Below are 23,510 nucleotides of genomic sequence, written 5' to 3' on the forward strand. Positions count from 1 at the left end.
ACCAGATCAGAAAGGATATGGATATGACAACGAACGCGAATACGGGGCGCGCGTGGTTCATGCTGCTGCTCGCCGGTCTCTTCGAAATCGGTTACGCGCTCAGCGTGAGCGGGAGCAGGGCTTTCACGATACCGAGTTGGTCCATCGCCGCCGCAATCTTCTTCCTGCTGACACTTTATTTTCTCAGCGTGTCCCTCAAGACCATCGACGTCGGGCTTGGCTACTCGGTTTGGGCAGGCATAGGCGCGGTCGGGGCGGCCGTCTGCGGTAGTCTCCTACTGGATCAGCCGTTGACTCTCACCCAGTCGTTCTGGCTGGCGATTATCATCGCCGGGGTCGTGTGGCTGAAGCTCGCCGACAGCGTCAAACTCCCCAAGGGAGAGACCGGGCTGTCATAGCGCCGTCCGCTTGAAGATGTTATTGTATGAGCATACATATGGGTTAGTATTTCCTTTCTCCAGGAGCTTGCCCATATGTCCTCCAAACACGATGCGTGGCTGAAACTTGCCCAAGCCGTCGGCAACGTCGAAGTCGACCTCGGAAAAACGATGCAAACCGCCTGCGGACTTGGCTTATCGGAATATCGTGCGCTGGAGGCGCTTTCCCGCTCACCCACCGGTGAATTGCGGATGCAGGATCTTGCCTCGCATCTTTGCCTCAACCAGAGTTCGGTTTCCAGGCTGGTGGAACGTCTGGAACGGACAGGCCTCACGGTCCGGGATCTTTGTCCGGACGACAAGCGCGGTGTGTATACCGTTTTGACCGATAGTGGGCGTACGCGCATCGACAGCGCCCGCACCTTTTATAAAACAGCACTGGATGCTGCAATAAAACGGCATGGCTGCGAAAAGGCGCTTGCAGCGCAATTCACTCCTTCAGCCCAAGCGTAGACGACCACCCGGTTCCGGCATCAAATGACTTTGCTTCCGACAGCATCGCCCCATCAAAAAAGGCCGGGCCGCTTCCGCGACCCGGCCTTTCCCATAAGTCAGTCCATTGCTCAGAGAGCAGCGGTCACGATGAACTCAACCTTGTAGTCCGGCGTCGCCAATGGTGCGCCGCTAGTGGCGCGGGCCGGAGGGTTTGCCGGGTCGATCCAGCCTTCCCAGACAGCGTTCATTTCGCCGAAGGTGGACATGTCGGAGAGGTAGATGATGGTCTGCAGGATCTTCGACTTGTCGGAACCGGCAGCGGCCAGCAGGCGGTCGACTTCAGCGAGAGCGGACTTGCTCTGTTCCGTAACGCTCGTGCCTTCGCCAACCTGGCCGGCCAGATAAACGGTGTTGCCGTGAACGACGGCGCCGCTCATGCGCTTGCCCGGCTCGATACGCTTGATGGTCATGGAAAACTCCTGTTGATTGGCATTAAAAATCGAAGATGCGCGGAAAATCAGCCGCGCAGGTGATGGGTCTTTTCGTAAATCGCCGTCGAGCGCGCGCCAGAGCGGCAATAGCCGAGCATCGGGCGCTGCAATTCATCCAGCGCATCCACCATGCCGGCAACGGCATCGGCGTCGACGCCATAGCGGCCGACCGGCACATGCATGATGGTGAGGCCAAGCTGCTCGGCACGCTCGGCAATATCGGCAAAAAGCGGCTGGCCGTCTTCTTCGCCGTCAGGGCGGTGGCAGACGAGCGACTTGAAGCCGAGCGCCTTGATCTCGTCGAGATCGGCGACGCTGATCTGTCCCGTTACCGAATATTCGTCGTCAATGCGCCTGATATCCATGTCATGCCTCCGCTGGCCGTCACCCTTGAAATCCGCATCCGATGTAAGCGGTCAAAACCGCGGCGTCAATGACGGGCGATCTTCATTCGGTACGGCTCAGAGGATGGAAAAGCGCAGGCCGAAGGAACGGCTTTCGCCCGGCTGGAGAATATTGAACTCGCCGGCAGCCTCAAGCTCGCTCCGCCCGACCCAGCGATGCGAAACCGGCTCGATGCCGAGCACATTGGCGGGCGCCTGCTGATTGCGCCACATCTGCAGATAGGGCAGCGTTTCCGTACGGAAACGCACGGTCAGCGTCTTCCCGCCGATGGCCGCGACCGGACCGAGCTTCAGTTCCGCCCAGTCATCATTGCCGGCAGAAACGCAGAAAACGCTGCCCGGCTCTTCGCCGAAACGCCAGCCGTGGCCGCCACCATGCAGCATCGCGCCCTCAAGCCGCACGGCATCGTCGAACAGCCGCGCGCCGATATTCATGTGATACATCAGGAACACCGGGATCGGCCGCCCGGAAGTGTTGACGATCCGGTCGTCGAGACTGACTTCACCGCTTTCGCCGTCGATACGCCACGTCCGTTCGAGAAGTGCGGTGCCGCCATCGGCAAGCTTCACGGGAACCTCAACGCGCGCCAGCGCATTGGACTCATGGACATCGAAGGCGATGATCGTCGCGGGATGGGAAGAAAAGGATCCATGCAGCGGATATCGGCGTCCCTCCCCGTCCCCATCGATCGGCTCGGGATGGCGGATATGGTCGGGACCGCAGGTAAAGAGAAATCCTTCCAGAGAGTGGTCGATGCGCGCATCGCCATCGTCGGGAATGGCGCGGCCCGGTGCTATGTCGATGCCGTCAACGACGCAAGCGCCGATATCGAAAACGGAGGTTTCATCGAGGAAAATGCGTGGCGATTTGCCGGCCTGAAATGAACGCAAGACAACCTCCCTGTGGCAGCAAAAACGCATGGTTCACGGAAACGCTACTAACCGTGACGGAAATTAAGATTGCATTAACCGCGAATTCACCTTTTTCACAATAGGGTCAAGATTGCGGTGTGTTTATCGGTGAACAAGCAAGGGATAGCAGAATCGTGAAACAGTTTCTTAACGCAGCTCTGGGTTTGACGGTCGCCGTGGCGTCGGTTTTCACCCCGCTACAGGCTGGCGCGCAGCAGCGTTATGGTTATGAGCAGCCGGTTCTGGTGACGCCGGACGGTCGCGTGCTCGATTTCGTTCCCGAACGCGGCGATATCGTCATCAGCCGCGACGCGATGGGACGCACGGTGTTTTACGACCAGTATGGCAATCTCCTCGCCACCGAAATGCCCTCCGGCTACCAGCAGCGGCAACAGGCGCGCCAGCGCGACACCACCTATTATCCGCCCGCCCCCGGCGGACGGTATCGTGAGCCGCAACGCGACTACGGCTATCAGGACAATGGCAGCGTGCGCGATTACCGCGAATATCGCGGCGACGGCTCCGACGAGAATTTCTACACCGGCTCCGTTCCCGCACCCGGTGCGGTTGAAAGCGGCCCGCTCGGCCAGCCGATGCCGGGCGAAAGCACCACGGCCGCGGTTCCGCAGCCGGAGCACCTGATCGAGCGCCACACGCCGGTGACAACGCCGGTCAATCGCTCGCGCCAGGAAATCGTCGCGCTCCAGACCTTCCTCGACCGTGAAGGCATCTCGCCCGGCGTTATCGACGGTAAGATGGGCGACAACGTCAACAAGGCGATTGCCGCCTGGCAGGACATGACCGGCGAAAAGCTCGATCCGAACAATTCCGACGATATTCTGGAGCGCCTGCGCGCTTCCGGCGGTATGCCTATTGTCGACTACACCATCACCGCCGCCGACGCCGCCGGCCCCTATGTCGCCTCCATCCCGGACGACTATGCCGAGAAATCGCAGCTGCCTGCCCTCTCCTTCACCTCGACTTCGGAAGCGCTCGCCGAACGCTTCCACATGGATGAGAACTACCTGAAGGAGCTGAACCCCGGCATCGATTTCTCCGTACCCGGCACCATTATCAAGGTCGTCAATCCGGGCGAGACGAAAAAGGGGCAGGTTGCCCGCATCGTTGCCCATAAGGGCATCAAGCAGGTCTTCGCCTATGGTCAGGACGGTAATCTGATCGCCGCCTATCCCGCCACCATCGGCTCCACGGATACGCCTTCACCGAGCGGCACGCATACGGTCGAGCGCGTCGCGCTCAATCCGGGCTACACCTATAATCCGAAGATCAACTTCAAACAGGGCCAGAACGACAAGATCCTGCAGATCCCGCCGGGTCCGAACGGCCCGGTCGGTACGGTCTGGATTGCCCTGTCTAAGCCGACCTACGGTATTCACGGCACCCCGGAACCGTCCAAGATCGGCAAGACCAACAGCCACGGCTGTATCCGCCTGACCAACTGGGATGCGACCGAACTGGCGAAAATGGTCCGCCCCGGCGTCGTGGTCGAATTCGCCGAATAATCGAGCGCAAGAAAACAGAAAGCCCGGCGGTGTGATCCGCCGGGCTTTTCTCGTTATGGGTGTTTCAGTCGCGCTTTTCCGTCAGGAAATACAGGAGCGCCGCTACCGGCAAGGCGAAGCCGATCCACGAGGCGGCCTGCCATTCACCGACGGCATAGGCCCAGCCACCCACGGCGGAGCCGATGGCACCACCCATGAAGAACGTCGCCATATAGATGCCGTTCAGGCGGCTGCGGAATTCCGCCCCCAGCGTGAAGATGGCGCGCTGGCCGAGCACCAGATTGGTGGTGACACCGAAATCCAGAACGATGGCCGCGACGACCAGAATGGCAAGCGCCAGATGCGAGCCTTCCGGCGCCAGATGCGTGACGGCGAAGGAGAGCGCCACCGCCGCCAAGGCAAAGAAGGTGGCCGCACGCGTCCAGCCGCGATCGGCCATCCGCCCGGCGATCGGCGCGGCCACGGTGCCCGCCGCACCGGCCAGTGCGAAGAGCGCAATCTCACCCTGGCTGAGATTGAAGTGCGGTCCGCTCAGATAAAGCGGCGTCGTGGTCCAGAACAGGCTGAAGGCGGCAAACAGAAAGGCGTGATAGATCGCCCGCCGCCGCAGGATCGGCGTGTGAAGCGCCAGCCTGCCCATCGAAGCCATCAATGCGCCGTAGCTCAGGCGCGCATCGGGCACACGGGCGGGCAGAAGCCGGAAAAGCACCACAGCAAGAAGCGCCATGACGGCCGCCGAGGTCAGAAAGACGCCACGCCAGGACACCACTTCCGACAGCAGGCTGGAGACCGGCCGCGCCAGCATGATGCCGGCCATCAGCCCGCTCATGACATTGCCGACCACCCGGCCGCGAATGGCGTGCGGTGCCATATGGGCGGCATAGGGAACGATGACCTGCACCGCCACGGAACTGACGCCGACCAGAAAGGCCGCGATCAGGAACGGCGCCGCATGCGGGGCAAACGCCGCGGCGGCGAGTGACAGCACGGCCATCGAGACGGAACTGACCACCAGCTTGCGATTTTCGATGAGATCACCGAGCGGCACGACGAACAGCAGGCCGATACCATAGCCGATCTGCGTCAACGTCACGATCAGGCCGGTAGCACCAGCGGAAAGACCAAGCTCCGCCCCGATGATGCCTGCTAGCGGCTGTCCATAATAAAGATTGGCAGCGATCAACCCGCAGGCTGTCGCCAGCAAAAACGTCAGAGCCGGGGAAATGGATGTTGCCTCAACATCATCCCCATCAATTACACGCGTCGTCATCATTTTCTCCAATATGGAAACGAATGTTTCCTAAATAGTCACAAAATCAATCGGCAAGCTTCATGGCTATATCCACCACGGCCACCATGTCCTTGAGGCTGCGCCCGGTTTTTCCCACCACGCGCATGCCGTACATCATGCACAGCATCGCCCGGGCGAGATCATCCGGGTCGGCCTTCGACTGCACTGAACCATCCTTCTGCCCTTCGGTGATGATGCGGGCGACGATCCGTTCCCTCGCCTTCACGGCCCGCTCGACCACGACGGCAATGTCGTCATCCAGGGCGGCCAGATCGGCAGCGGCACCAACCACCAGACACCCGTCCGAACCTACACCGCCATGGGATCGTTCGGCATAAAACATCAGCCCCGCCCTCAAACGCTCATAACCGGTCTCGAAGCCGGCCACTGCCGCTTCGAAACGCTCGGTCTGCACGATCCTGTAGCGCTCCATCGTGGCGATGAAGACAGCCTTCTTGTCCTTGAATGCCTTGTAGAGACTGCCCTGCGCCAGTTCCATCGCATCGGTGAGATCACCGACCGAGGTGGCGTGGTAACCGCGCCGGGAAAAGACACGGATCGCGCCGTCAAGCGCACGATCGAGATCGAACTCGCGCGGCCGGCCGCGATGACGCTGTTCCGGGGAATTGGACTGGCTGAAATTGCTCATGAGCGGAATATAGGAAACGATCATTTCCAAATCAAGCGAAAAATTTCGCGCCGTGAGGAGGCCGTAGGAAGCGCCTCTTAACGGCGCCTCTCCTCCACATTTTGCGGGAAGCCAATTTCATCCAAAGTCGCATTCTCCCTGCAACGAGCGGGGAATCGCAAAACCGAGTCAGGCAGCCCTGCGGGTCACCAAACGCGCCAGATGCGCAACGCGCCTTGGAAGTCTTTTCGGCAGGAGACTGATGACTTCCTCGGCAAAGGCCGCCGCATTTTCAACCGCCTTGTCGATGTTGCTGACCTTCTTGCCATCCAGACAGAGAAGCGTGCCGCCATAATCGAAAATATCGCGATAGGCCGCCCGCTCGACGATCGCCGTGTTGAGCACGGAGACGTTTTTTTCCGCCAGCAGCATCTTGACGAGCAAGAGCGAACGCGTCGCCACCATGGCGTTCACCCGCGTCAGCACGATGGAATGGGCGATCTCCTTGCCCATCCTGCGGTTCAGGAATTCGATGTGATCGAGCACTTCAGCAGCACCCCGGGCATCCATGGCCGAGCCCTGAACCGGGATCAGCACATGATCGGAGATACCAAGCGCCATGGTCAGAAGCGGCGTTTTCGCGCCTGGCAAATCGATGATGAAACAGTCGGTATTGGCCCGGTTCTCGCGAATGTGCGCCTCAAGCGAAGCCATCGTCACATGCGAAATCACCGCCAGATTTTCTACCGAACCGGACAGATCGTACCACCGGGAAATCCACAATTGCGGATCGGCATCCAGAACCGTCACGCGATGGCCGCTGCGGGCCAGTTCGGTTGCCAGAAGCAGCACGGCCGTGGTTTTCCCGGCACCGCCCTTGGTATTGGCAAAAGTGATGACTGACATGATACCCCCTGTTGGTCAGAGCCGTTTCATGCTCATTCACGCACCGACGTCTTCATGGTGCTTTCCATAATCTTAACGAACAGGGTTAATAAAAGGCTAAGAACGGTTATCCGGCGCAACAAAAAGCCCGCGATTGCTATCGCGGGCTTCATGAAATGCAGGCAGTATCTTGGCTGTCCTAATGCAGGACACGACATTGCCGCTCATTTCTTCTCCCCGCCGGGGAGAAGGTGGCCCGACGGGTCGGATGAGGGGGCCGGCTCTCGGTATATCTCTACCCTCGCCCCCTCATCCCGCTGCCGCGACCTTCCTTCTCCCCGGCGGGGAGAAGAAACACGCGGCACCCGCTCGACCCTTAAAAGCCCGGCGAATGCTAAGTCTTTATTCAGAAGCAGTCCTCGAACAACTTCTTCGTATTCTCGAGCGTCATCGGCACCGGATTGCCACCGCAGCTCGGATCCTTGATCGCTTCCGCCGCCAGTTCGTCGATGCGATCCGGCTTGATGCCCATGGCGGTGAGATTCTCCGGCACGCCGAGTTCCCTGCGAAGCTCCAGCACATAATCATAGAAGCCGTCGAAGCCGCCGGAAATGCCGAGATAGGCGGCCGCGCGGGCAATCTTGTCTTCGATGGCCGGGCGGTTGAACCGCAGCACCGCCGGCATGACGACGGCATTGGTCATGCCATGATGGGTGTTGTAGACAGCGCCGATCGGGTGCGAGAGCGAATGGATGGCGCCGAGACCCTTCTGGAAGGCAACCGCCCCCATCGCCGCCGCCGCCATCATATTGGTGCGGGCTTCGATATCGGTGCCGTCCTTATAGGCGCGCGGCAGGAATTCCTTGACGAGCCGTAGGCCCTCCAGTGCCACACCGGCGCTCATCGGATGGAAGAACGGCGACGAATAGGCTTCGAGGCAATGGGCGAAGGCATCCATGCCGGTGCCTGCCGTGATGACCTTCGGCATGCCGACCGTCAGTTCCGGATCGCAGATGACGACGCCCGGCAACAGCTTCGGATGGAAGATGATCTTCTTCACATGCGTCTGCGAATTGGTGATGACGCTGGCGCGGCCGACTTCCGAACCCGTGCCCGCCGTCGTCGGAACGGCAACGATAGGCGCAATCTTGGAAGCGTCCGCCCGGGTCCACCAGTCGCCGATATCCTCGAAATCCCACACCGGGCGCGTCTGCCCGGCCATGAAGGCGATGGTCTTGCCGAGATCGAGGCCCGAGCCGCCGCCGAAGGCGACGACACCGTCATGGCCGCCATCGCGATAGGCCTTCACGCCGGCTTCCATGTTGATTTCGTTCGGGTTTGGATCGACCTCGGCAAAGATCGCCCGGCCGAGACCCGCCTCTTCCAGCACGTCGAGCGCATGCGCGGTGATCGCCATATTGGCAAGGCCGCGATCCGTCACGAGCAGCGGCTTCCTGATGCCGAGCGTCTTGCAGGCTTCCGCCAGTTCCTTGATCCGGCCACGGCCAAGCTTGACGGCGGTGGGGTAGCTCCAGTTGGCGACGATATTCATTTCGTGACTTTCTTCAGATGGTAGGATTTCGGGCGGGTCAGGTTCTGGAAACCGAGGACGGAAAGTGAACCGCCACGGCCCGTTTCCTTCACACCGGTCCAGCAAAGCGCCGGGTCGAGATAATCAGCGCGGTTCATGAACACGGTGCCGGTTTCGATTTCGCGGCCGATGCGCCCGGCGCGGGCGGCATCCTGCGTCCAGAGCGAAGCGGTCAGCCCGTATTTGCTGTCATTCATCAGCGCGATGGCTTCGTCATCGTTCTTCACCTTCATAATGCCGACCGCCGGGCCGAAGGTTTCTTCGGTCATGAACTCCATGGAATGATCGACATTGACGAGGACTTGCGGCGCGACGTACGCGCTTTCGCCATCATCGGCAGGGAATAGCTTCGGATCGACCAGTGCTTTGGCCCCCTTCGAGACGGCATCGGCCACCTGCGCCCGCACCACCTTGGCAAAACGCTTGTTGGCCATCGGCCCGAGCGTCGTTTCCTGTTCCAGCGGATTGCCGAGCTTGTAATTGGAAACCCACGCGACCGACTTCTCGACAAAGGCGTCATAGAGGTTTTCATTGACGTAGATACGCTCGATGCCGCAGCAGCATTGCCCGGAATTATAGGTCGCACCATCCATCAGCGTATCGACGGCGGCATCGAGGTCGGCATCCTCCATGACGTAACCGGGATCCTTGCCGCCGAGTTCAAGCCCGAGACCGGTGAAGGTGCCGGCAGCGGCGCGCTCGATGGCGCGACCGCCTTCCACCGAACCGGTGAAATTGACGAAATTGAACAGGCCCTCGGAAATCAGCGCCGAGGTCGTACCGTGGTCGAGGAAGACATTGATGAAGACATCGTCAGGCACACCAGCCTCCACAAAGGCCCGCACCATGCGCTCGCCCACCAGCAGCGTCTGCGCCGCATGCTTGATGACGACCGTATTGCCGGCCATCAAAGCGGGCGCCACGGTGTTGATCGCCGTCATGTAAGGATAGTTCCACGGCGCGATGACGAAGACGACGCCATGCGCCTCACGCTCGATGCGGCGTTCGAAATTGCCGCTTTCCTCTATGACGAGCGGCGCCAGCGCATCGGCGGCAATAGAGGCGACATAGTTGGAGCGCTCGTTAAAGCCCTTGAATTCGCCGCCATAACGCACCGGACGGCCCATCATATGCGCCAGTTCGGGCACCACCTCCGCCACCATTTCATTGAGTCGCGCGACACCCTTCAGAACCAGCTGAACGCGGTCCTCAAGCGGGCGTCGAGCCCAGTCTTTCTGCGCCTGGCGCGCTTTCGAAACGGCGGCCCGCGCCGCCTCCAGCGACATCGCCTCCCGTTCGGCATAAACCGAGCCGTCGATGGGCGAGATATTCTGGATCATGGTCATGATGTTTTCCCGTAATGATTAGGCTCGTTCGAAACCGCGCGCCACTTCCCAGTCGGTCACGCGGCGGTCGTATTCTTCCTGTTCCCACGCCCCGGCGCGGACGTAATGATCGATCACATCGTCGCCAAAGGCGTTGCGCAGCATTGTCGATCCGTCCAAAAAGGCGGTGGCGTCACGCAATGTCTTGGGTATCTCGCGCACGTCCTTGCCGCCATAGGCGTCGCCGACAAAAGCGGGCTCAAGTTCGAGTTTATTTTCGATGCCGTCAATGCCCGCCGCAAGCAAAGCCGCCATGGCGAGATAGGGATTGAGATCGGAACCGCCGACGCGGCATTCGATGCGGATGCCCTTCGTTCCCTCGCCGCAGAGACGATATCCGGCGGTACGGTTGTCGAGGCTCCAGATCGCCTTGGTGGGCGCAAAAGTACCGGCCATGAAACGTTTGTAGGAATTGATATAGGGCGCCAGGAAATAGGTGATCTCGCTGGCATGGGCGAGAAGCCCGGCAACATAGTGCCGCATCAACTGCGACATGCCATGCTCGGCGTCCTTGTCGAGGAAAGCGGGCTTGCCATCCAGGCTCCACAGCGACTGGTGGATATGCGAAGAACTGCCGGCAGCATTGTAGTTCCACTTGGCAAGGAACGTCACCGCCTTGCCCTTCGACCAGGCGATCTCCTTGGTGGCGTTCTTGATGATGGCGTGCCGGTCGGCCATGGTCAGCGCCTCGGCATAACGCACATTGATTTCCGCCTGGCCGGCAGAGGCCTCGCCCTTGGAATTCTCGACCGGAATTCCCGCACCCTGCAGGCCCTTGCGCAACGCCCGCATGACGTCTTCTTCCTTGGTCGTCTGGAAGATATGGTAATCCTCATTATAACCGCTGGCGAGGTTCAGGTCTTTATAACCGCTGGCGCGCGCCGCGTCGAAAGTCTGGTCGAACAGGAAGAATTCCAGTTCCGTCGCCATAAAGGCCTTCAGCCCCATCGCCTCAAGCCGCGCCACCTGCTTTTTCAACAGCGCGCGCGGCGAATGCGGCACTTCTTCATGGGTGTGATGATCGAGCACGTCGCATAGAACCAGTGCCGTGCCTTCCAGCCATGGCACACGCCGCAACGTCGAGAGATCGGGTTTCAGCACATAATCGCCGTAACCCTTTTCCCAGCTGGAGGATTTGTAGCCGGGAACGGTTTCCATCTCCATGTCGGTTGCAAGCACGTAATTACAGCTATGGGTTTCTTCATAGGCGCTTTCGACGAAGAATTCGGCCTGGAACCGTTTGCCCATCAGACGCCCCTGCATGTCCACAAGGCAGGCCAGAACCGTGTCGATGCGCCCCTCGGCGACATCCATCTTAAGCGCGTCGAATGTATAGCTCGTCATTTTATCCGTTCCCTTTATTGTCGTGACCGGGCGGCCGTGTAAGGCCGCCCGTTTGTTTGAGCATCAGGCCTTTGCAGCCGCCGCTGCCATGGCAGCCTGCTTGTGCTCCAGCGCGAATTCCTCCTCCGGCGACAGGATGAGGCGATGACGACCGACGAGGCCGAAATAGGCAATCGCCACAGCAAACCAGACGGCAACCCAGAGCACGCCCTTCGTGAAGTTCGGATCCTGGATCTGGTAAAGCAGCGTGACGATGGCGATGATGATCGTCAGCACCGCACCCGGAATACCGAAGGGCGACCGGAACGGCCGCTCGATATGCGGCAGGTTCTTTCTGAGCAGGATGAAGGAAATCGCCTGCATGATGTAAGAGAACATCGCGCCAAACACGGCCATGTTCAAAAGCACGCTGCCGATGATGCTGCCGCCCTGTTCCGCACCCAGCGAGAACCAGATGACCAGCATGACCGCGAGCCCGACTATGGCGCCGGTGATATTGGCCACGTATGGCGTGCGGTATTTCGAGTGGGTGATGGACAGCACGGTCGGGAAATAACCCGCACGCGACAACGAATAAATCTGGCGGCCCTGCGCATAAAGGATCGTATGGAAGCTGGCGATAAGGCCCGTCAGAGCCACGAGACCGAGCACCACCACGCCGCCATCGCCATAGATCGCCTTGAAACCGTCCAAAAGCGGCTCAAGCGACGAGCTGAGATGGAAGGCGCCGACGCCCGGCAGCGACGGGTTGAGCAGCACGATCATGAAGGCCGAAACCATCAGCGTAACCATACCAAGGATGATTCCCTTCGGCATGTCGCGTTTCGGATCGACGGATTCCTCAGCCGCCAGCGGCAACTGCTCGATGGCGAGAAACAGCCAGACCGCGAAAGGCAGCGTGGCGAGAACGCCCGAAAAACCGAAGGGGAAGAAGGAACCGCCACCCTCCGGCAGTTCCACCGCCTTGCCGTCAGGTCCGACACCGATGTTGAGCGCAAAACGCGAAAAATCGATGTTGGGAATGGCGCTGATCCAGAAGAACACCAGAACGGCAAGCGAAATCAGCGTGATGACCAGTGTCACCTTGAAGGAAAGCTCAAGTCCGAAGACGTTGAGCCCGAGGAAAATCGCATAAAAAACGATCCACACGAAAGGTGAATAGGCCGGATCGAGGCCGAGAATGGAGTTCACATAGGCCGTGATGAAGGTGACGACGACCGCCGGCGTCAGCACATATTCGACATTTTCGCAAAGCCCGGTGATGAAGCCGCCCCATGGCCCCATGGCCGTGCGGGCGAAGGAATAGGCCGCACCCGTATGCGGCAGGGCCGGGCTCATTTCGGCAATCGAAAATGTCAGCCCGAGATACATGATGGCGATGATGATGCCTGCCACCAGCATGCCGCCCCAGCCGCCGGTGGAAAAGCCGAAATTCCATCCGGAAAAATGCCCGGAAATGACCGCGCCGACGCCAAGCGCCCAGAGCGACCATACGCCCGCATAACGGGATAGTCCGCGTTTTTCGAAATAGGATGCATCAGCCTTCTTGTAGCTGACGCCTGACGATGAACTGTCCATGCCCTTCTCTCCTGAATAAGAAAAAAACAAGCCAGTCAGCCATTATTGGCCGATTGTGCCCCAGTTTCCGGCTTCACCCGGGTGTCTCCCGCGATTGGCCGCACGCACTTGCTGTTCCCTTGCCGCTTTGTTTTTTCGGCTGCATGGCCGGTTTTTATAAAATGGCGGCAGTCTTATCTATCGGCCAGCCCCGGTGTTTTCACCATCGGCCGGCCATAGCTCCCTCACTCATCGATTGATGAGAGCGCCTTCCCCATAAGCTCATGGAGAACCCCGGCGATTTCCGCCTGTTCTCCTTCACTGCTGATGAGATCGTTGCGGATCTCGATCATGACGTTCAAAAGCCCGTCCGGCAGCGCATGCAGTCGCAGCGTATGCGTCACGCCGTCTTCCGGGCCATAGGGATCGTTGCGATTGACCGTGAGCGAGCAGCCTTCCGCGCCCGCCAGCATCGCATCCGCAAGACGGCTGTCGGCATCGTGCAGGATGCCGATCTCAACCTTTCGGAACCGGCCGTGATAAACCGGCGTGAAACTGTGGATGGTCACCACCACCACTTTACGGCCGGCCGCCTGCCGCGCGGCGATGATCTCGCTCACCCGGTCATGAAACGGCACATAAAGCGCGGAGGTGCGGGCGAACCGCTCCGCTTCGCTGAGATCGAAATTGCCGGGAATATCGTAAATTTCGCTTTTCACCGGCATGGCGGAAGGCGATTCGGGCGGCCGGTTGCAATCATAGACGAGGCGCGAAAACCGCTGGTAGACAAGCGTGGCGTCAAACTTTTCCGAAAGCAGCCGGGCAACTGCCAGAGCGCCCGGATCCCAGGCCACATGGCTCGAAAGCACCTCCGGCGAAAGGCCCAATGTTCCGTATTTTTGTGGCATGGCAGCGGACGCATGTTCGCAGACGAGGAGGACGTCGCCCTTCGCCGCCGCATTCTCGATGCCGACGGCCTGCCCTTCCGCTTCTGTGAAAAACCGTGACCGCACCGTCATGCACGAACCCCGCCCGGAAACCCCGTCGCTCCGTCAATGTCGAAAAGAATTCTTCACATTATCGCGAGTGTCAAATGGAATTTTGAAATTTTCTCTTCATTTTCCCATTGACTCGATAGCGGGCGCGGATGTTTATTTTAGCCATGTACCGGCAGAAGACCGGAAGGGGAAAAATTTGCGCAGCACGACGGCGACCGTGTCGGATGTCATCCATGCCCATTACGACGCACTGACCCGTTCGGAAAAACGGCTGGCAGAGAGCCTGCTCGGCAACTACCCCGTTTCCGGCCTCGGCAGCATCACCACCATTGCGGAAAATGCCGGTGTTTCCACACCGACGGTGGCGCGCATGGTGCAGAAGCTCGGATATAAGGGCTATCCCGAATTTCAGGCGCATCTGCATCAGGAGCTGGAGGCGACGATCTCCGGCCCCGTCGCCAAACATGACCGCTGGGCAACCAATGCGCCGGGCCTGCACATTCTCAACCGTTTCGCCGATGCCATCACCGGCAATCTGCGCGACACGCTGAGCGATCTCGACACCGCCGTCTTCGACAATGCCGCAGCGCTGCTCTCCGACCGCAAGCGCAGCATCTATTTCGTCGGCGGGCGCATTACCGGTGCAATCGCCGAATATTTCTTCACCCACATGCAGGTGATCCGGCCGAAAACGACGCTGATGTCGTCCAATTCCAGCGCCTGGCCGCAATATATGTTGAACATGAGCGCCGGCGACGTGCTGGTTATTTTCGACATCCGCCGCTACGAGCACGACATGACGACGCTGGCCGAAGTGGCCAAGGCGAACGGTGTGCAGATCATTCTCTTCACCGATCAATGGACATCGCCGGTGGCGCGCCACGCGTTGCACATTTTCCGCGTCAGGATCGAAGCGCCCTCAGCATGGGATTCCTCGGTCGTCACGCTGTTTGTGGTCGAAGCGCTGATCGAAGCGGTCCAGAACGGCGCCTGGGATGAAACCAGGGAACGCATGAATGCACTGGAAGGCCTGTTCGAACAGACCCGGTTGTTCCGCAGGCCGGACAAAACATGAAACTACATAGCCGGCAACTTGCTTGACGCGGATGCCGCACGCTGATTGGATACCTGTCATCGCTGCCAGCACGATAAAACAGGATAAAAACCACGCTGGGGAACACATTTGGCCACCACGGATAATGAAAGGATACTCCCGCAATTGCAGGCAAAAAAGCCTGACGATGGCGGAAAAGGGGCGTAAAGTGACGGAATCCGGATAAATAGATTGCAATCCAGCCGTCACATTAGCTTCATCGAGAATCCGTATCAGCGTCCGCAATATGAGAACACGAAGAGGAGAAAAAAGTGATCTCTCACTGCCGCCGACTGCTTGCTACGACCACTGCGCTGGTCATCGCGTCCACCGCCATCGCCGCCGCTGAGCCGAGCGCCGAATTGATCGCCGCCGCCAAGAAGGAAGGCATGCTGACAACGATCGCGCTGCCGCACGACTGGTGCGGTTACGGCGACGTGATTGCCGCCTTCAAGGCGAAATATCCGGAAATCACCGTCAACGAACTGAACCCCGACGCCGGCTCCGCCGATGAAGTGGAAGCGGTGAAGGCCAACAAGGACAATAAGGGCCCGCAGGCGCCTGACGTCATCGATGTCGGCCTCGCCTTCGGCCCGCAGATGAAGGCCGAAGGCCTGCTGCAGCCCTACAAGGTCTCCACCTGGGACGAAATTCCCGACAACGTCAAGGATCCTGAAGGCTACTGGTACGGCGACTATTACGGCGTGATGTCCTTCTTCGTGAACAAGGACCTCGTCAATAACGCTCCGAAGGACTGGGCCGACCTGCAGAAGCCGGAATATTCCGGGCAGGTAGCGCTCGCGGGCGATCCGCGCGCTTCCAACCAGGCCATCCTCGGCGTTCTGGCCGCCGGTCTTTCCACCGGCGCAAAGTCTGGCAAGGAAGCCGGTGAAGCCGGCCTGAAGTATTTCGCCGACCTCAACAAGGCAGGCAACTTCCTTCCGGTCATCGGCAAGGCTGGCACGCTGGCGCAGGGCGCGACCCCGATCATCGTCGCTTGGGATTATAACGCCCTTTCCTGGAAGAAGACGCTGAATGACAACCCGCCAACGGAAGTTGTCGTTCCTGAGAAGGGTGTTCTGGCCGGCGTCTACGTTCAGGGCATTTCCGCTTACGCGCCGCATCCGAACGCTGCAAAGCTGTGGATGGAGCATCTCTATTCCGACGACGGTCAGCTCGGCTGGCTGAAGGGTTATTGCCACCCGATCCGCTTCAACGCCATGGTCAAGGCCGGCAAGGTTCCGCAGGAACTGATCGACAGCCTGCCGCCGGCAGCAGCCTATGAAAAGGCCATCTTCCCGACACTCGAGGAAGTCGACGCCAACAAGGCTGCCGTGACCGGCGGCTGGGACAGCGTTGTCGGCGCGAACGTGAAGTAAACTGTTGAAAATGCACCCCGGCCGACCAAAAGCCGGGGTGCTTCTTTTATGATGTAGACCTTTATATACAGACCGTTTGAAAACGGCGTTTGGGGACAAGCATGCCATCAACCAACACCGGCGGACCATCCGACGCGGGCAGAAAGCTGCCGCTGCACTGGATTGGCGTTCTTCCTTTTGCCGTTTTTGTTCTGCTGTTTTTGATCCTGCCGACGATGAAGATCGTCATTGGCGCATTCCAGCATGCAGATGGCAGCTTCACGCTGGACAATATCGGTGGGCTTTTCACCTCCTCCATTCTGGCGGCCTACTGGATTTCGATCAAGATCAGCCTCGCTTCGGCGGCACTGGGTTGCCTGATCGGTTTTGCCGTCGCCGCCGCCGTGGTGCTGGGCGGCCTGCCGCAAGGCATTCGCGGACCGCTTCTGACCTTTTCCGGCGTTGCCTCGCAATTCGCCGGCGTGCCTCTCGCCTTCGCCTTCATCGCCACGCTCGGGCCGGTCGGCCTCCTCACCGTTTTCCTCAAGACGCAGATCGGCATCGATCTGAGGCTCCTCGGTTTCAACATCCTGTCCTTCTGGGGCCTCACCGTCACCTATCTGTTTTTCCAGATACCGCTGATGATCCTCATCATCACACCTGCGTTGGACGGACTGAAACGCGAATGGCGCGAGGCTGCGGAAATCCTCGGCGCAACAGGCCTGCAATATTGGCGCATGGTGGCTTTCCCCATCCTTTTGCCGTCGCTGCTTGGGACCATGTCGTTGCTTTTCGCCAACGCCTTCGGCGCCGTCGCAACCGCTATTGCGCTGACCGGCTCCTCGCTCAATATCGTGCCGATCCTGCTTTTTGCACAGATCCGCGGCGACGTTCTTGGCAATCCGCATCTTGGTTACGCGCTCGCCTTTGGCATGATCGTCGTGACCGGCATCGCCAATGCACTTTATATCTGGCTGCGCGCCCGCAGTGAAAGGTGGCTGAAATGAAGCGTTTCTTCGCCTGGGGCGCGCTGGTCTTCGGCCTGCTCTATTTCGCCCTGCCGCTGATCGGCATGACCAACTTCTCGCTAAAAATGCGGCGCGCCGAATATTCCTTCGACGCCTATGCAAAAGTGCTGGGCGATCCGCGCTTTCAGGAGACTTTCAGCTATTCGGTGGTGATGGCGCTGTTCACCATCGTCTTCGGGGTTCTGCTGGTGGTGCCAACCGCCTATTGGGTGCGTCTGAAACTGCCAGGCCTGCGGCCCTATATCGAATTCATCACGCTTCTGCCGCTGGTCATCCCGGCAATCGTCATCGTCTTTGGTTACATCCGGCTTTACAACACCTCCAGCTGGCTGCCGCTGACGGGAACAAGTTTCGGCACCAACCTGCTTTTGATGTTCGGTTATGCGACGCTTGCCCTGCCCTATATGTACCGCGCCGTCGATACCGGTCTCAGGACCATCGATGTGGCGACGCTGACCGAAGCGGCGCAGAGCCTCGGCGCGGGATGGACCACCATCCTGTCGCGCATCATTCTGCCCAATGTACTGGTCGCCGTGCTGTCGGGCGCCTTCCTGACCTTCGCCATCGTCATCGGTGAATTCACCATGGCGGCCCTTTTGAACCGCCCGGCCTTCGGCCCCTACATGCAGCTGCTCGGCGCCAACCGCGCCTATGAACCGGCCGCACTTGCCGTGATTTCCTTCGGCATCACCTGGGGTTGCCTGGGCCTGATCCAACTCGTTTCACGCTATCAGAAGGGCGCGCCTCCCAAGGCCTGAGGACACTATTTCATGAGCTTTTTGACACTTAGCAACATCAAGAAATCCTTCGGCTCCGTACAGGTCGTGCATGATTTCAACATGGCCATCGAAAAGGGCGAGTTCGTCTCCTTCCTCGGGCCATCGGGCTGCGGCAAGACAACCGTTTTGCGCATGATCGCCGGTTTCGAAACGCCGAGTGGCGGATCGATCGTCATCAACGGCAAGGACCAGACGGCGTTGCGCCCCAATCAGCGCAATATCGGCATGGTGTTCCAGGCCTATGCGCTGTTCCCGAACATGAATGTCTTCGAAAACGTCGCCTTCGGGCTCAAAGTCGCTGGCAAACCGAAAGCCGAGATCGATGCGCGCGTGAAGGAAATGCTCCAGCTCATCCATCTGGAGCATCTGGCGGACCGTTATCCCTATCAGATGTCGGGCGGCCAGCAGCAGCGCGTGGCGCTCGCACGCGCGCTCGCCCCGAAGCCGGAAGTGCTTCTGCTGGACGAACCGCTCTCCGCGCTCGACGCCAAGATTCGCGTGTCGCTGCGCGAGGAAATCCGCCAGATCCAGCAGAAACTCGGCATCACCACCATTTTCGTCACCCACGATCAGGAAGAGGCCCTGTCGATTTCCGACCGCATCGTCGTCATGAATGGCGGCCGCGCCGACCAGATCGGCTCCCCCTTCGATATCTATAACAAGCCCGCGACCCGCTTCGTCGCCTCTTTCGTCGGCACGTTGAACCTCATCGACGCCACCGTCGTGGATGCCTCTGCCAACGTCATCCGCGTCGGTGATCAGCAGATCACCCTGCCCCAGCCGGTGGAAGCGACCAATGGCGAAAAGATCACGCTGGCATTACGCCCCGAAGCCGGGGCGCTCGGCGCGAACGCCAAGGGTGATGTCGCGATATCAGGCAACGTCACCTCCAGCCAGTTCCTCGGCTCCGTCATCCGTACCCGTCTCGATCTCGGGGGCTCAACCCTGTCTTTCGACATGTTCAACGATCCCAGCACGGCGCCCCCGGCGATTGGCGAGCAAGTAACGCTGAAATTTGCGGCCAATGATCTGATGGTGATCAAAGATTAAATCGCTTTCCTCCGCCAGGGGAAAACGTTAAGCAGGCCTCATATCGATCGGAAATGAAGATGTGAGGCTGCTATGCGTGCGCTGTTCTATGAACGTTTTGGCGAAACCCCTGTTGTTGCCTCGCTTCCCGATCCCGAGCCGACAGAAAACGGCGTTGTCATCGCCGTGAAGGCGACCGGCCTCTGCCGCAGCGACTGGCACGGCTGGATGGGGCATGACCCGGATATCCGCCTGCCGCATGTTCCCGGCCACGAATTCGCAGGTGTGATCGCCGCCGTCGGCAGACACGTCACCCGCTTCAAGACCGGCGACCGCGTCACCGTGCCCTTCGTCTCCGGCTGCGGCCATTGCCATGAGTGCCGCTCCGGCAACCAGCAGGTCTGCGAAGCGCAGTTCCAGCCGGGCTTCACCCATTGGGGTTCCTTCGCCGAATATGTCGCCATCGACTTTGCCGATCAGAACCTCGTCCACCTCCCGGAATCGATGAGTTACGCCACTGCCGCGGGCCTTGGCTGTCGTTTCGCCACCTCCTTCCGAGCCGTGACCGATCAGGGACGCCTGAAGGGTGGTGAGTGGCTGGCGGTGCACGGCTGCGGCGGTGTCGGCCTTTCCGCCATCATGATCGGTGCTGGCCTCGGCGCACAGGTTGTCGCCATCGATATTGCCGAAGACAAACTCGAACTTGCCCGGCAGCTGGGCGCGACCGCCACCATCAACAGCCGCGCGGTTGCCGATGTTGCCGAGGCGGTTCGCGAGGTGACGGGCGGCGGTGCACATGTCTCTGTCGATGCGCTTGGCCACCCGCAGACCTGCTGCAACTCCATCAGCAACCTGCGTCGGCGCGGCCGTCACGTGCAGGTGGGGCTGATGCTGGCCGATCACGCCATGCCCGCGATCCCCATGGCCCGGGTGATTGCGCATGAGCTGGAGATCTATGGCAGCCACGGCATGCAGGCGTGGCGTTATGAGGACATGCTGGCGATGATCGAAAACGGCAGGCTCGCGCCGGAAAAGCTGATCGGCCGCCACATCACGCTTTCCGAGGCCGCAACCGCCCTGCCCGCCATGGACAGCTTCAGGGAAAGCGGCATCAGCATCATCGACCGGTTCGAATAGCGCAGGCTCCTGAGACCGCCTGAGGTTTAGGGGTTTTGCACCGCTCAGGCGCTCCTGCGTCCGAATGTCCGGACCGCAGTGGTTCCTCGGGTAGACGCATGGGCCGGCGATACTGCCGGGATACGCGCTGCGTGATCCGTCTGGCTATCGCTCCATTGACGGTTTACCAGCTGTTTCTTGCGGACCTCCAGCGGGTCGGGGGTCTCCTCCTCCCGCGTACTTCCCGCAACTGCGGAGATCGTCGCCAGTCGTGAAATCCATCGCACTAGCTGCATGCTCTTGTGGACAAGCACAAAGATACCAACAATTGCGACCGCTATGATAATCACGAGGTTCCAAGGCGTTTCGCCGCCCCTCGCCGCCCGCTCCATGCGGTCTTTTGTCGTCGGATCAAAACCAAGCGTCGCCTTCAGCCTGGCTATATCCGCATCGCTAAGCCTGCTGTACCGCTCGCCACGATACAGCACATAACCGCTCCTATCCCCGCTGTTGAGATAACCGATGTCGAATGCTTCCCCATCGCGAAGAAAAGGCTCGTTATCCGGCAGATCATAAACGAGATCGATTGTCTCGCCGCCTCCGAATCCGGGGACGGCAAAAAACCGGGACTTCCGCGCCTCAGTTTCGCTTACGAATATCGCGGAAAATAGAAACCCGACCGAAAAAAGCACAATATGCTTCATTCATTCTCTCCAATAACAACGAGAATGACAACAATTGGCATTACTGAATTAATTTGAAGTTTATACTTACTATAACATCTTAAATTTAAGATATATATTGTTTATATCTAATATTGATCGATTATTTCACCAAGAATAAATTGCACTAATTTATAATAAACTGAACTTCTAACGATGCGGCATGACGTATCTCCGCCGACGCCGCAAACCATTGGCGCGAACAGCGCCCCACGTTAAGCCGCAATCACACGCAATTGCTTTGAGCATAACGCCGCGATGATGCGACACAGCGCAACGTCGGCGAACATGACGGATTAGATACAAGGAACGCGACATGCTGTTTCTCGATAGCGTAACCATGAAAGAGACCCCGGACGGAAGAGACGACTATCCCTTCTCCGTTCCAGCGCTGCGCCATCTGGAACGCCTCGAATTCAAGACGCCGATCACCTTTTTTGCCGGCAACAACGGCTCTGGCAAATCGACGCTGCTGGAAGGGCTGGCAGCGGGAATGACGGCCTATGCCATCGGCAATCACGGCCAGGTTGCCGGCGACCTCTACCTTCAGCATGCCGAGACCGTGGCGAAGTCCTTCTATTTCGCCCGCAAGAAATATCCGAAAATCCGCATGTTCATGCGCGCGGAAGACGTGCTTGGTTATATCCGCCGGCAGAACGAGGACGCACTGGACGATTTTCGCTGGGAGCGGGAAAAGGCTCTCAAGAAGGGCGAAGACTTTCCTGAAGAAACCCCGGATACGTTTCGCAGGATCGTCAGGAACAATGTCATCGACCGGCGTTCGCATGGCGAAGGATTTCTCGATATCATGCAACAGCGGCTGCATGGCGCCGGCCTCTATTTTCTCGACGAACCGGAAAGCCCGCTTTCGCCGCAAAAGCAGCTAGAACTGGCGGCGATCATCCGCAACGCGGCCGATAGCGGCGGACAATTAATCATCGCCACCCATTCACCCGTGCTATTGGCCATTCCAGAGGCCACGATTTACTCTTTCGACGCAGACGGCATCACCGAGCGCCTTTATGACGAGCTGGAAAACATCAGTTTCCTGCGCCGCTTTCTTGATCGACCCTCGAAATACCTCAGCGATTGAGCGTCGATTAGGCTTGAAATCGCGCCCCGCTTGCCGCATGCCCATAAGTAATACGTAATTTAGAAAAGAAGCAGCCTCATGTCTCCCACCACCACACCGGCGGCAGCCCGGCCCCTCAATGGTCAGGATTACAAAACTCTTGGCCTTTCGGCCCTCGGCGGCGCGCTGGAATTTTACGACTTCATCATTTTCGTATTTTTCGCCACCGTTATCGGCCACCTGTTCTTCCCGCCGGAAATGCCGGACTGGCTGGTGATGATCCAGACTTTCGGCATCTTTGCCGCCGGTTATCTGGTCCGTCCGCTGGGCGGCATCGTGCTGGCGCATTATGGCGACCGTTACGGCCGCAAGCGCGTCTTTGCCTTCTCCATCCTGCTGATGGCGCTCTCGACGCTGGGCATGGCGCTGATGCCGACCTATGCAACCATCGGCGTGGCGGCTCCCATCCTGCTCATCATCCTGCGCATGCTGCAGGGTGCTGCCATCGGTGGCGAAGTGCCGGGCGCATGGACCTTCGTTGCCGAACACGTGCCCTTCCGCCGCGTCGGGCTCGCCTGCGGTTTTCTGACATCCGGCCTCTCCTTCGGCATCATGCTGGGATCGCTGATCGCCTTTGCCATCAACTCGCTCTTCACACCGGAAGACGTGGCCGGTTACGCCTGGCGCATACCCTTTCTGCTCGGCGGCATTTTCGGCCTGATCGCAGTTTATCTGCGTCGCTGGCTGGAAGAAACGCCGATCTTCATGGAAATGAAAAAGTCGAAATCGCTGACGGACAAGCTGCCGCTCGGGCTGGTACTGAAGCACCATATGCGCGGCGTGATAATCTCCGCCCTGCTCACCTGGGTTCTGTCAGCGGCCATCGTCGTCACGACGCTGATGACCGCCACCTTCCTGCAGAAGCTTTACGGTTACACCCCGACGCAGGCGCTGGCCGGCACCAGCTTCGGCACGCTGTTCCTGATCTTCGGCGTCATCATCGCCGGCGCGCTGATCGACCGCATCGGCTCCGGCCTCTTCTTCATGGGCGCCAGTATTTTCTTCGGCATCGCCACCTTCACCTTCTACAGCTATGCCGGCACATCGCTTCAAACCATGTTTGTGCTGTATGGCGTCATGGGCCTGTCGGTCGGCATGGCGGGTGCGGTGCCCTATGTCATGGTCCGCGCCTTCCCGGCCTCGGTCCGCTTCTCCGGCCTCTCCTTCGCCTATAACGTCTCCTATGCCGTCTTCGGCGGGCTGACGCCGATTGGCGTGACGACCGCGCTTGCGATCAACCCGATGGCCCATGCCTGGTATCTGGTCTTCATCGCCGTCCTCGCCTTCGCGATCGGGCTCTATCTTTACCTGCGCGGCAGCGAGGTCGAGAGCCATGTCGGTATAGAGGAACTGGCGGCGTTACGGTCTTAAA

Annotated in this window: 23 protein-coding genes; 11 read left to right on the top strand and 12 right to left on the bottom strand. The window is 59.4% G+C overall.

Features of this window, described 5'->3' with window-relative positions:
* The first annotated feature begins 23 nt into the window (after positions 1–23).
* Positions 24–398, top strand: a complete 375-nt coding sequence (locus PL599_RS04795) for a DMT family transporter (RefSeq protein WP_269823671.1) — start codon at positions 24–26, stop codon at positions 396–398.
* A gap of 75 nt (positions 399–473) precedes the next feature.
* On the top strand, positions 474–890 hold the full coding sequence (locus PL599_RS04800; protein ID WP_269823672.1) for a MarR family winged helix-turn-helix transcriptional regulator: 417 nt from the start codon (positions 474–476) through the stop codon (positions 888–890).
* Between the two features lie 110 nt (positions 891–1,000).
* On the opposite strand, the gene PL599_RS04805 is transcribed toward PL599_RS04800, so the two are convergent.
* From PL599_RS04805 to PL599_RS04815, 3 genes are all read right to left on the bottom strand, one after another.
* Complete coding sequence (locus PL599_RS04805) at positions 1,001–1,342, bottom strand: RidA family protein (RefSeq protein ID WP_003494829.1); 342 nt, start codon at positions 1,340–1,342, stop codon at positions 1,001–1,003.
* A gap of 47 nt (positions 1,343–1,389) precedes the next feature.
* Positions 1,390–1,728 carry a TIGR01244 family sulfur transferase gene (locus tag PL599_RS04810; RefSeq protein WP_269823673.1) on the bottom strand — a complete coding sequence of 113 codons (339 nt, stop codon included), beginning with the start codon at positions 1,726–1,728 and terminating at the stop codon, positions 1,390–1,392.
* Between the two features lie 96 nt (positions 1,729–1,824).
* Positions 1,825–2,658: an aldose 1-epimerase family protein gene (locus PL599_RS04815; RefSeq protein ID WP_269823674.1), complete on the bottom strand. Its 834-nt coding sequence runs from the start codon at positions 2,656–2,658 to the stop codon at positions 1,825–1,827.
* Positions 2,659–2,813: 155 nt separating this feature from the next.
* On the opposite strand from PL599_RS04815, the gene PL599_RS04820 reads away from it, so the two are divergent.
* Complete coding sequence (locus PL599_RS04820; protein WP_137410710.1) at positions 2,814–4,202, top strand: L,D-transpeptidase family protein; 1,389 nt, start codon at positions 2,814–2,816, stop codon at positions 4,200–4,202.
* Between the two features lie 64 nt (positions 4,203–4,266).
* Here the strand turns inward: PL599_RS04820 and PL599_RS04825 are convergent, their stop codons facing one another.
* The 8 genes from PL599_RS04825 to PL599_RS04860 form a co-directional block, all read right to left on the bottom strand.
* A complete protein-coding gene (locus tag PL599_RS04825; RefSeq protein ID WP_269823675.1) occupies positions 4,267–5,472 on the bottom strand; it encodes an MFS transporter in 1,206 nt (401 codons plus the stop codon).
* A gap of 46 nt (positions 5,473–5,518) precedes the next feature.
* The gene (locus PL599_RS04830; protein ID WP_269823676.1) at positions 5,519–6,166 is read right to left on the bottom strand and encodes a TetR/AcrR family transcriptional regulator; all 648 of its coding nucleotides are present in this window, start codon (positions 6,164–6,166) and stop codon (positions 5,519–5,521) included.
* Positions 6,167–6,310: 144 nt separating this feature from the next.
* Entirely contained in the window at positions 6,311–7,027 is a 717-nt protein-coding gene (locus PL599_RS04835; RefSeq protein WP_269823677.1) for a ParA family protein, read from the bottom strand.
* A 385-nt stretch (positions 7,028–7,412) separates the two neighbouring features.
* Complete coding sequence (locus PL599_RS04840; protein ID WP_137410714.1) at positions 7,413–8,558, bottom strand: iron-containing alcohol dehydrogenase; 1,146 nt, start codon at positions 8,556–8,558, stop codon at positions 7,413–7,415.
* Positions 8,555–9,943, bottom strand: a complete 1,389-nt coding sequence (locus tag PL599_RS04845; protein WP_269823678.1) for an aldehyde dehydrogenase family protein — start codon at positions 9,941–9,943, stop codon at positions 8,555–8,557. Before PL599_RS04845 ends, PL599_RS04840 begins: the two co-directional genes overlap by 4 nt.
* Before the next feature lie 18 nt (positions 9,944–9,961).
* Complete coding sequence (locus tag PL599_RS04850; RefSeq protein WP_269823679.1) at positions 9,962–11,326, bottom strand: glutamine synthetase family protein; 1,365 nt, start codon at positions 11,324–11,326, stop codon at positions 9,962–9,964.
* Between the two features lie 63 nt (positions 11,327–11,389).
* On the bottom strand, positions 11,390–12,904 hold the full coding sequence (locus tag PL599_RS04855; protein WP_142911642.1) for an amino acid permease: 1,515 nt from the start codon (positions 12,902–12,904) through the stop codon (positions 11,390–11,392).
* A gap of 224 nt (positions 12,905–13,128) precedes the next feature.
* A complete protein-coding gene (locus PL599_RS04860) occupies positions 13,129–13,902 on the bottom strand; it encodes an N-formylglutamate amidohydrolase (protein ID WP_077981644.1) in 774 nt (257 codons plus the stop codon).
* 175 nt (positions 13,903–14,077) lie between these two features.
* Between PL599_RS04860 and PL599_RS04865 the strand changes: the two genes are divergently transcribed.
* From PL599_RS04865 to PL599_RS04890, 6 genes are all read left to right on the top strand, one after another.
* On the top strand, positions 14,078–14,956 hold the full coding sequence (locus tag PL599_RS04865; protein WP_077981760.1) for a MurR/RpiR family transcriptional regulator: 879 nt from the start codon (positions 14,078–14,080) through the stop codon (positions 14,954–14,956).
* Between the two features lie 290 nt (positions 14,957–15,246).
* Positions 15,247–16,353, top strand: coding sequence for an ABC transporter substrate-binding protein (locus PL599_RS04870; protein WP_077981643.1), 1,107 nt, complete (start codon positions 15,247–15,249; stop codon positions 16,351–16,353).
* Positions 16,354–16,454: 101 nt separating this feature from the next.
* Positions 16,455–17,339 (top strand): ABC transporter permease, encoded by an 885-nt coding sequence (locus PL599_RS04875; protein ID WP_077981642.1) that lies wholly within the window; start codon positions 16,455–16,457, stop codon positions 17,337–17,339.
* On the top strand, positions 17,336–18,118 hold the full coding sequence (locus PL599_RS04880; RefSeq protein WP_077981641.1) for an ABC transporter permease: 783 nt from the start codon (positions 17,336–17,338) through the stop codon (positions 18,116–18,118). Before PL599_RS04875 ends, PL599_RS04880 begins: the two co-directional genes overlap by 4 nt.
* A 12-nt stretch (positions 18,119–18,130) precedes the next feature.
* A complete protein-coding gene (locus PL599_RS04885) occupies positions 18,131–19,189 on the top strand; it encodes an ABC transporter ATP-binding protein (protein WP_142911645.1) in 1,059 nt (352 codons plus the stop codon).
* A 72-nt stretch (positions 19,190–19,261) separates the two neighbouring features.
* Entirely contained in the window at positions 19,262–20,305 is a 1,044-nt protein-coding gene (locus PL599_RS04890) for a zinc-dependent alcohol dehydrogenase family protein (protein WP_173989788.1), read from the top strand.
* Between the two features lie 44 nt (positions 20,306–20,349).
* On the opposite strand, the gene PL599_RS04895 is transcribed toward PL599_RS04890, so the two are convergent.
* Positions 20,350–20,988 (bottom strand): hypothetical protein, encoded by a 639-nt coding sequence (locus PL599_RS04895; RefSeq protein WP_269823681.1) that lies wholly within the window; start codon positions 20,986–20,988, stop codon positions 20,350–20,352.
* 334 nt (positions 20,989–21,322) lie between these two features.
* Between PL599_RS04895 and PL599_RS04900 the strand changes: the two genes are divergently transcribed.
* Both PL599_RS04900 and PL599_RS04905 read left to right on the top strand, forming a co-directional pair.
* Positions 21,323–22,099 carry an AAA family ATPase gene (locus tag PL599_RS04900; protein WP_269823682.1) on the top strand — a complete coding sequence of 259 codons (777 nt, stop codon included), beginning with the start codon at positions 21,323–21,325 and terminating at the stop codon, positions 22,097–22,099.
* 78 nt (positions 22,100–22,177) lie between these two features.
* On the top strand, positions 22,178–23,509 hold the full coding sequence (locus tag PL599_RS04905; RefSeq protein ID WP_269823683.1) for an MFS transporter: 1,332 nt from the start codon (positions 22,178–22,180) through the stop codon (positions 23,507–23,509).
* Position 23,510 lies beyond the last annotated feature (1 nt).

It is taken from the genome of Agrobacterium sp. ST15.16.055 (genome assembly GCF_027956555.1).
Classification (GTDB): Bacteria; Pseudomonadota; Alphaproteobacteria; order Rhizobiales; family Rhizobiaceae; genus Agrobacterium; species Agrobacterium salinitolerans.

Bases quoted from the DNA above. Each gene is read 5' to 3' on its own strand.
- PL599_RS04795 (WP_269823671.1), top strand. From the start codon at position 24: ATGACAACGAACGCGAATACGGGGCGCGCGTGGTTCATGCTGCTGCTC.
- PL599_RS04800 (WP_269823672.1), top strand. From the start codon at position 474: ATGTCCTCCAAACACGATGCGTGGCTGAAACTTGCCCAAGCCGTCGGC.
- PL599_RS04805 (WP_003494829.1), bottom strand. From the start codon at position 1,342: ATGACCATCAAGCGTATCGAGCCGGGCAAGCGCATGAGCGGCGCCGTC.
- PL599_RS04810 (WP_269823673.1), bottom strand. From the start codon at position 1,728: ATGGATATCAGGCGCATTGACGACGAATATTCGGTAACGGGACAGATC.
- PL599_RS04825 (WP_269823675.1), bottom strand. From the start codon at position 5,472: ATGACGACGCGTGTAATTGATGGGGATGATGTTGAGGCAACATCCATT.
- PL599_RS04830 (WP_269823676.1), bottom strand. From the start codon at position 6,166: ATGATCGTTTCCTATATTCCGCTCATGAGCAATTTCAGCCAGTCCAAT.
- PL599_RS04835 (WP_269823677.1), bottom strand. From the start codon at position 7,027: ATGTCAGTCATCACTTTTGCCAATACCAAGGGCGGTGCCGGGAAAACC.
- PL599_RS04840 (WP_137410714.1), bottom strand. From the start codon at position 8,558: ATGAATATCGTCGCCAACTGGAGCTACCCCACCGCCGTCAAGCTTGGC.
- PL599_RS04845 (WP_269823678.1), bottom strand. From the start codon at position 9,943: ATGACCATGATCCAGAATATCTCGCCCATCGACGGCTCGGTTTATGCC.
- PL599_RS04850 (WP_269823679.1), bottom strand. From the start codon at position 11,326: ATGACGAGCTATACATTCGACGCGCTTAAGATGGATGTCGCCGAGGGG.
- PL599_RS04855 (WP_142911642.1), bottom strand. From the start codon at position 12,904: ATGGACAGTTCATCGTCAGGCGTCAGCTACAAGAAGGCTGATGCATCC.
- PL599_RS04860 (WP_077981644.1), bottom strand. From the start codon at position 13,902: ATGACGGTGCGGTCACGGTTTTTCACAGAAGCGGAAGGGCAGGCCGTC.
- PL599_RS04875 (WP_077981642.1), top strand. From the start codon at position 16,455: ATGCCATCAACCAACACCGGCGGACCATCCGACGCGGGCAGAAAGCTG.
- PL599_RS04880 (WP_077981641.1), top strand. From the start codon at position 17,336: ATGAAGCGTTTCTTCGCCTGGGGCGCGCTGGTCTTCGGCCTGCTCTAT.
- PL599_RS04885 (WP_142911645.1), top strand. From the start codon at position 18,131: ATGAGCTTTTTGACACTTAGCAACATCAAGAAATCCTTCGGCTCCGTA.
- PL599_RS04890 (WP_173989788.1), top strand. From the start codon at position 19,262: ATGCGTGCGCTGTTCTATGAACGTTTTGGCGAAACCCCTGTTGTTGCC.
- PL599_RS04895 (WP_269823681.1), bottom strand. From the start codon at position 20,988: ATGAAGCATATTGTGCTTTTTTCGGTCGGGTTTCTATTTTCCGCGATA.
- PL599_RS04900 (WP_269823682.1), top strand. From the start codon at position 21,323: ATGCTGTTTCTCGATAGCGTAACCATGAAAGAGACCCCGGACGGAAGA.
- PL599_RS04905 (WP_269823683.1), top strand. From the start codon at position 22,178: ATGTCTCCCACCACCACACCGGCGGCAGCCCGGCCCCTCAATGGTCAG.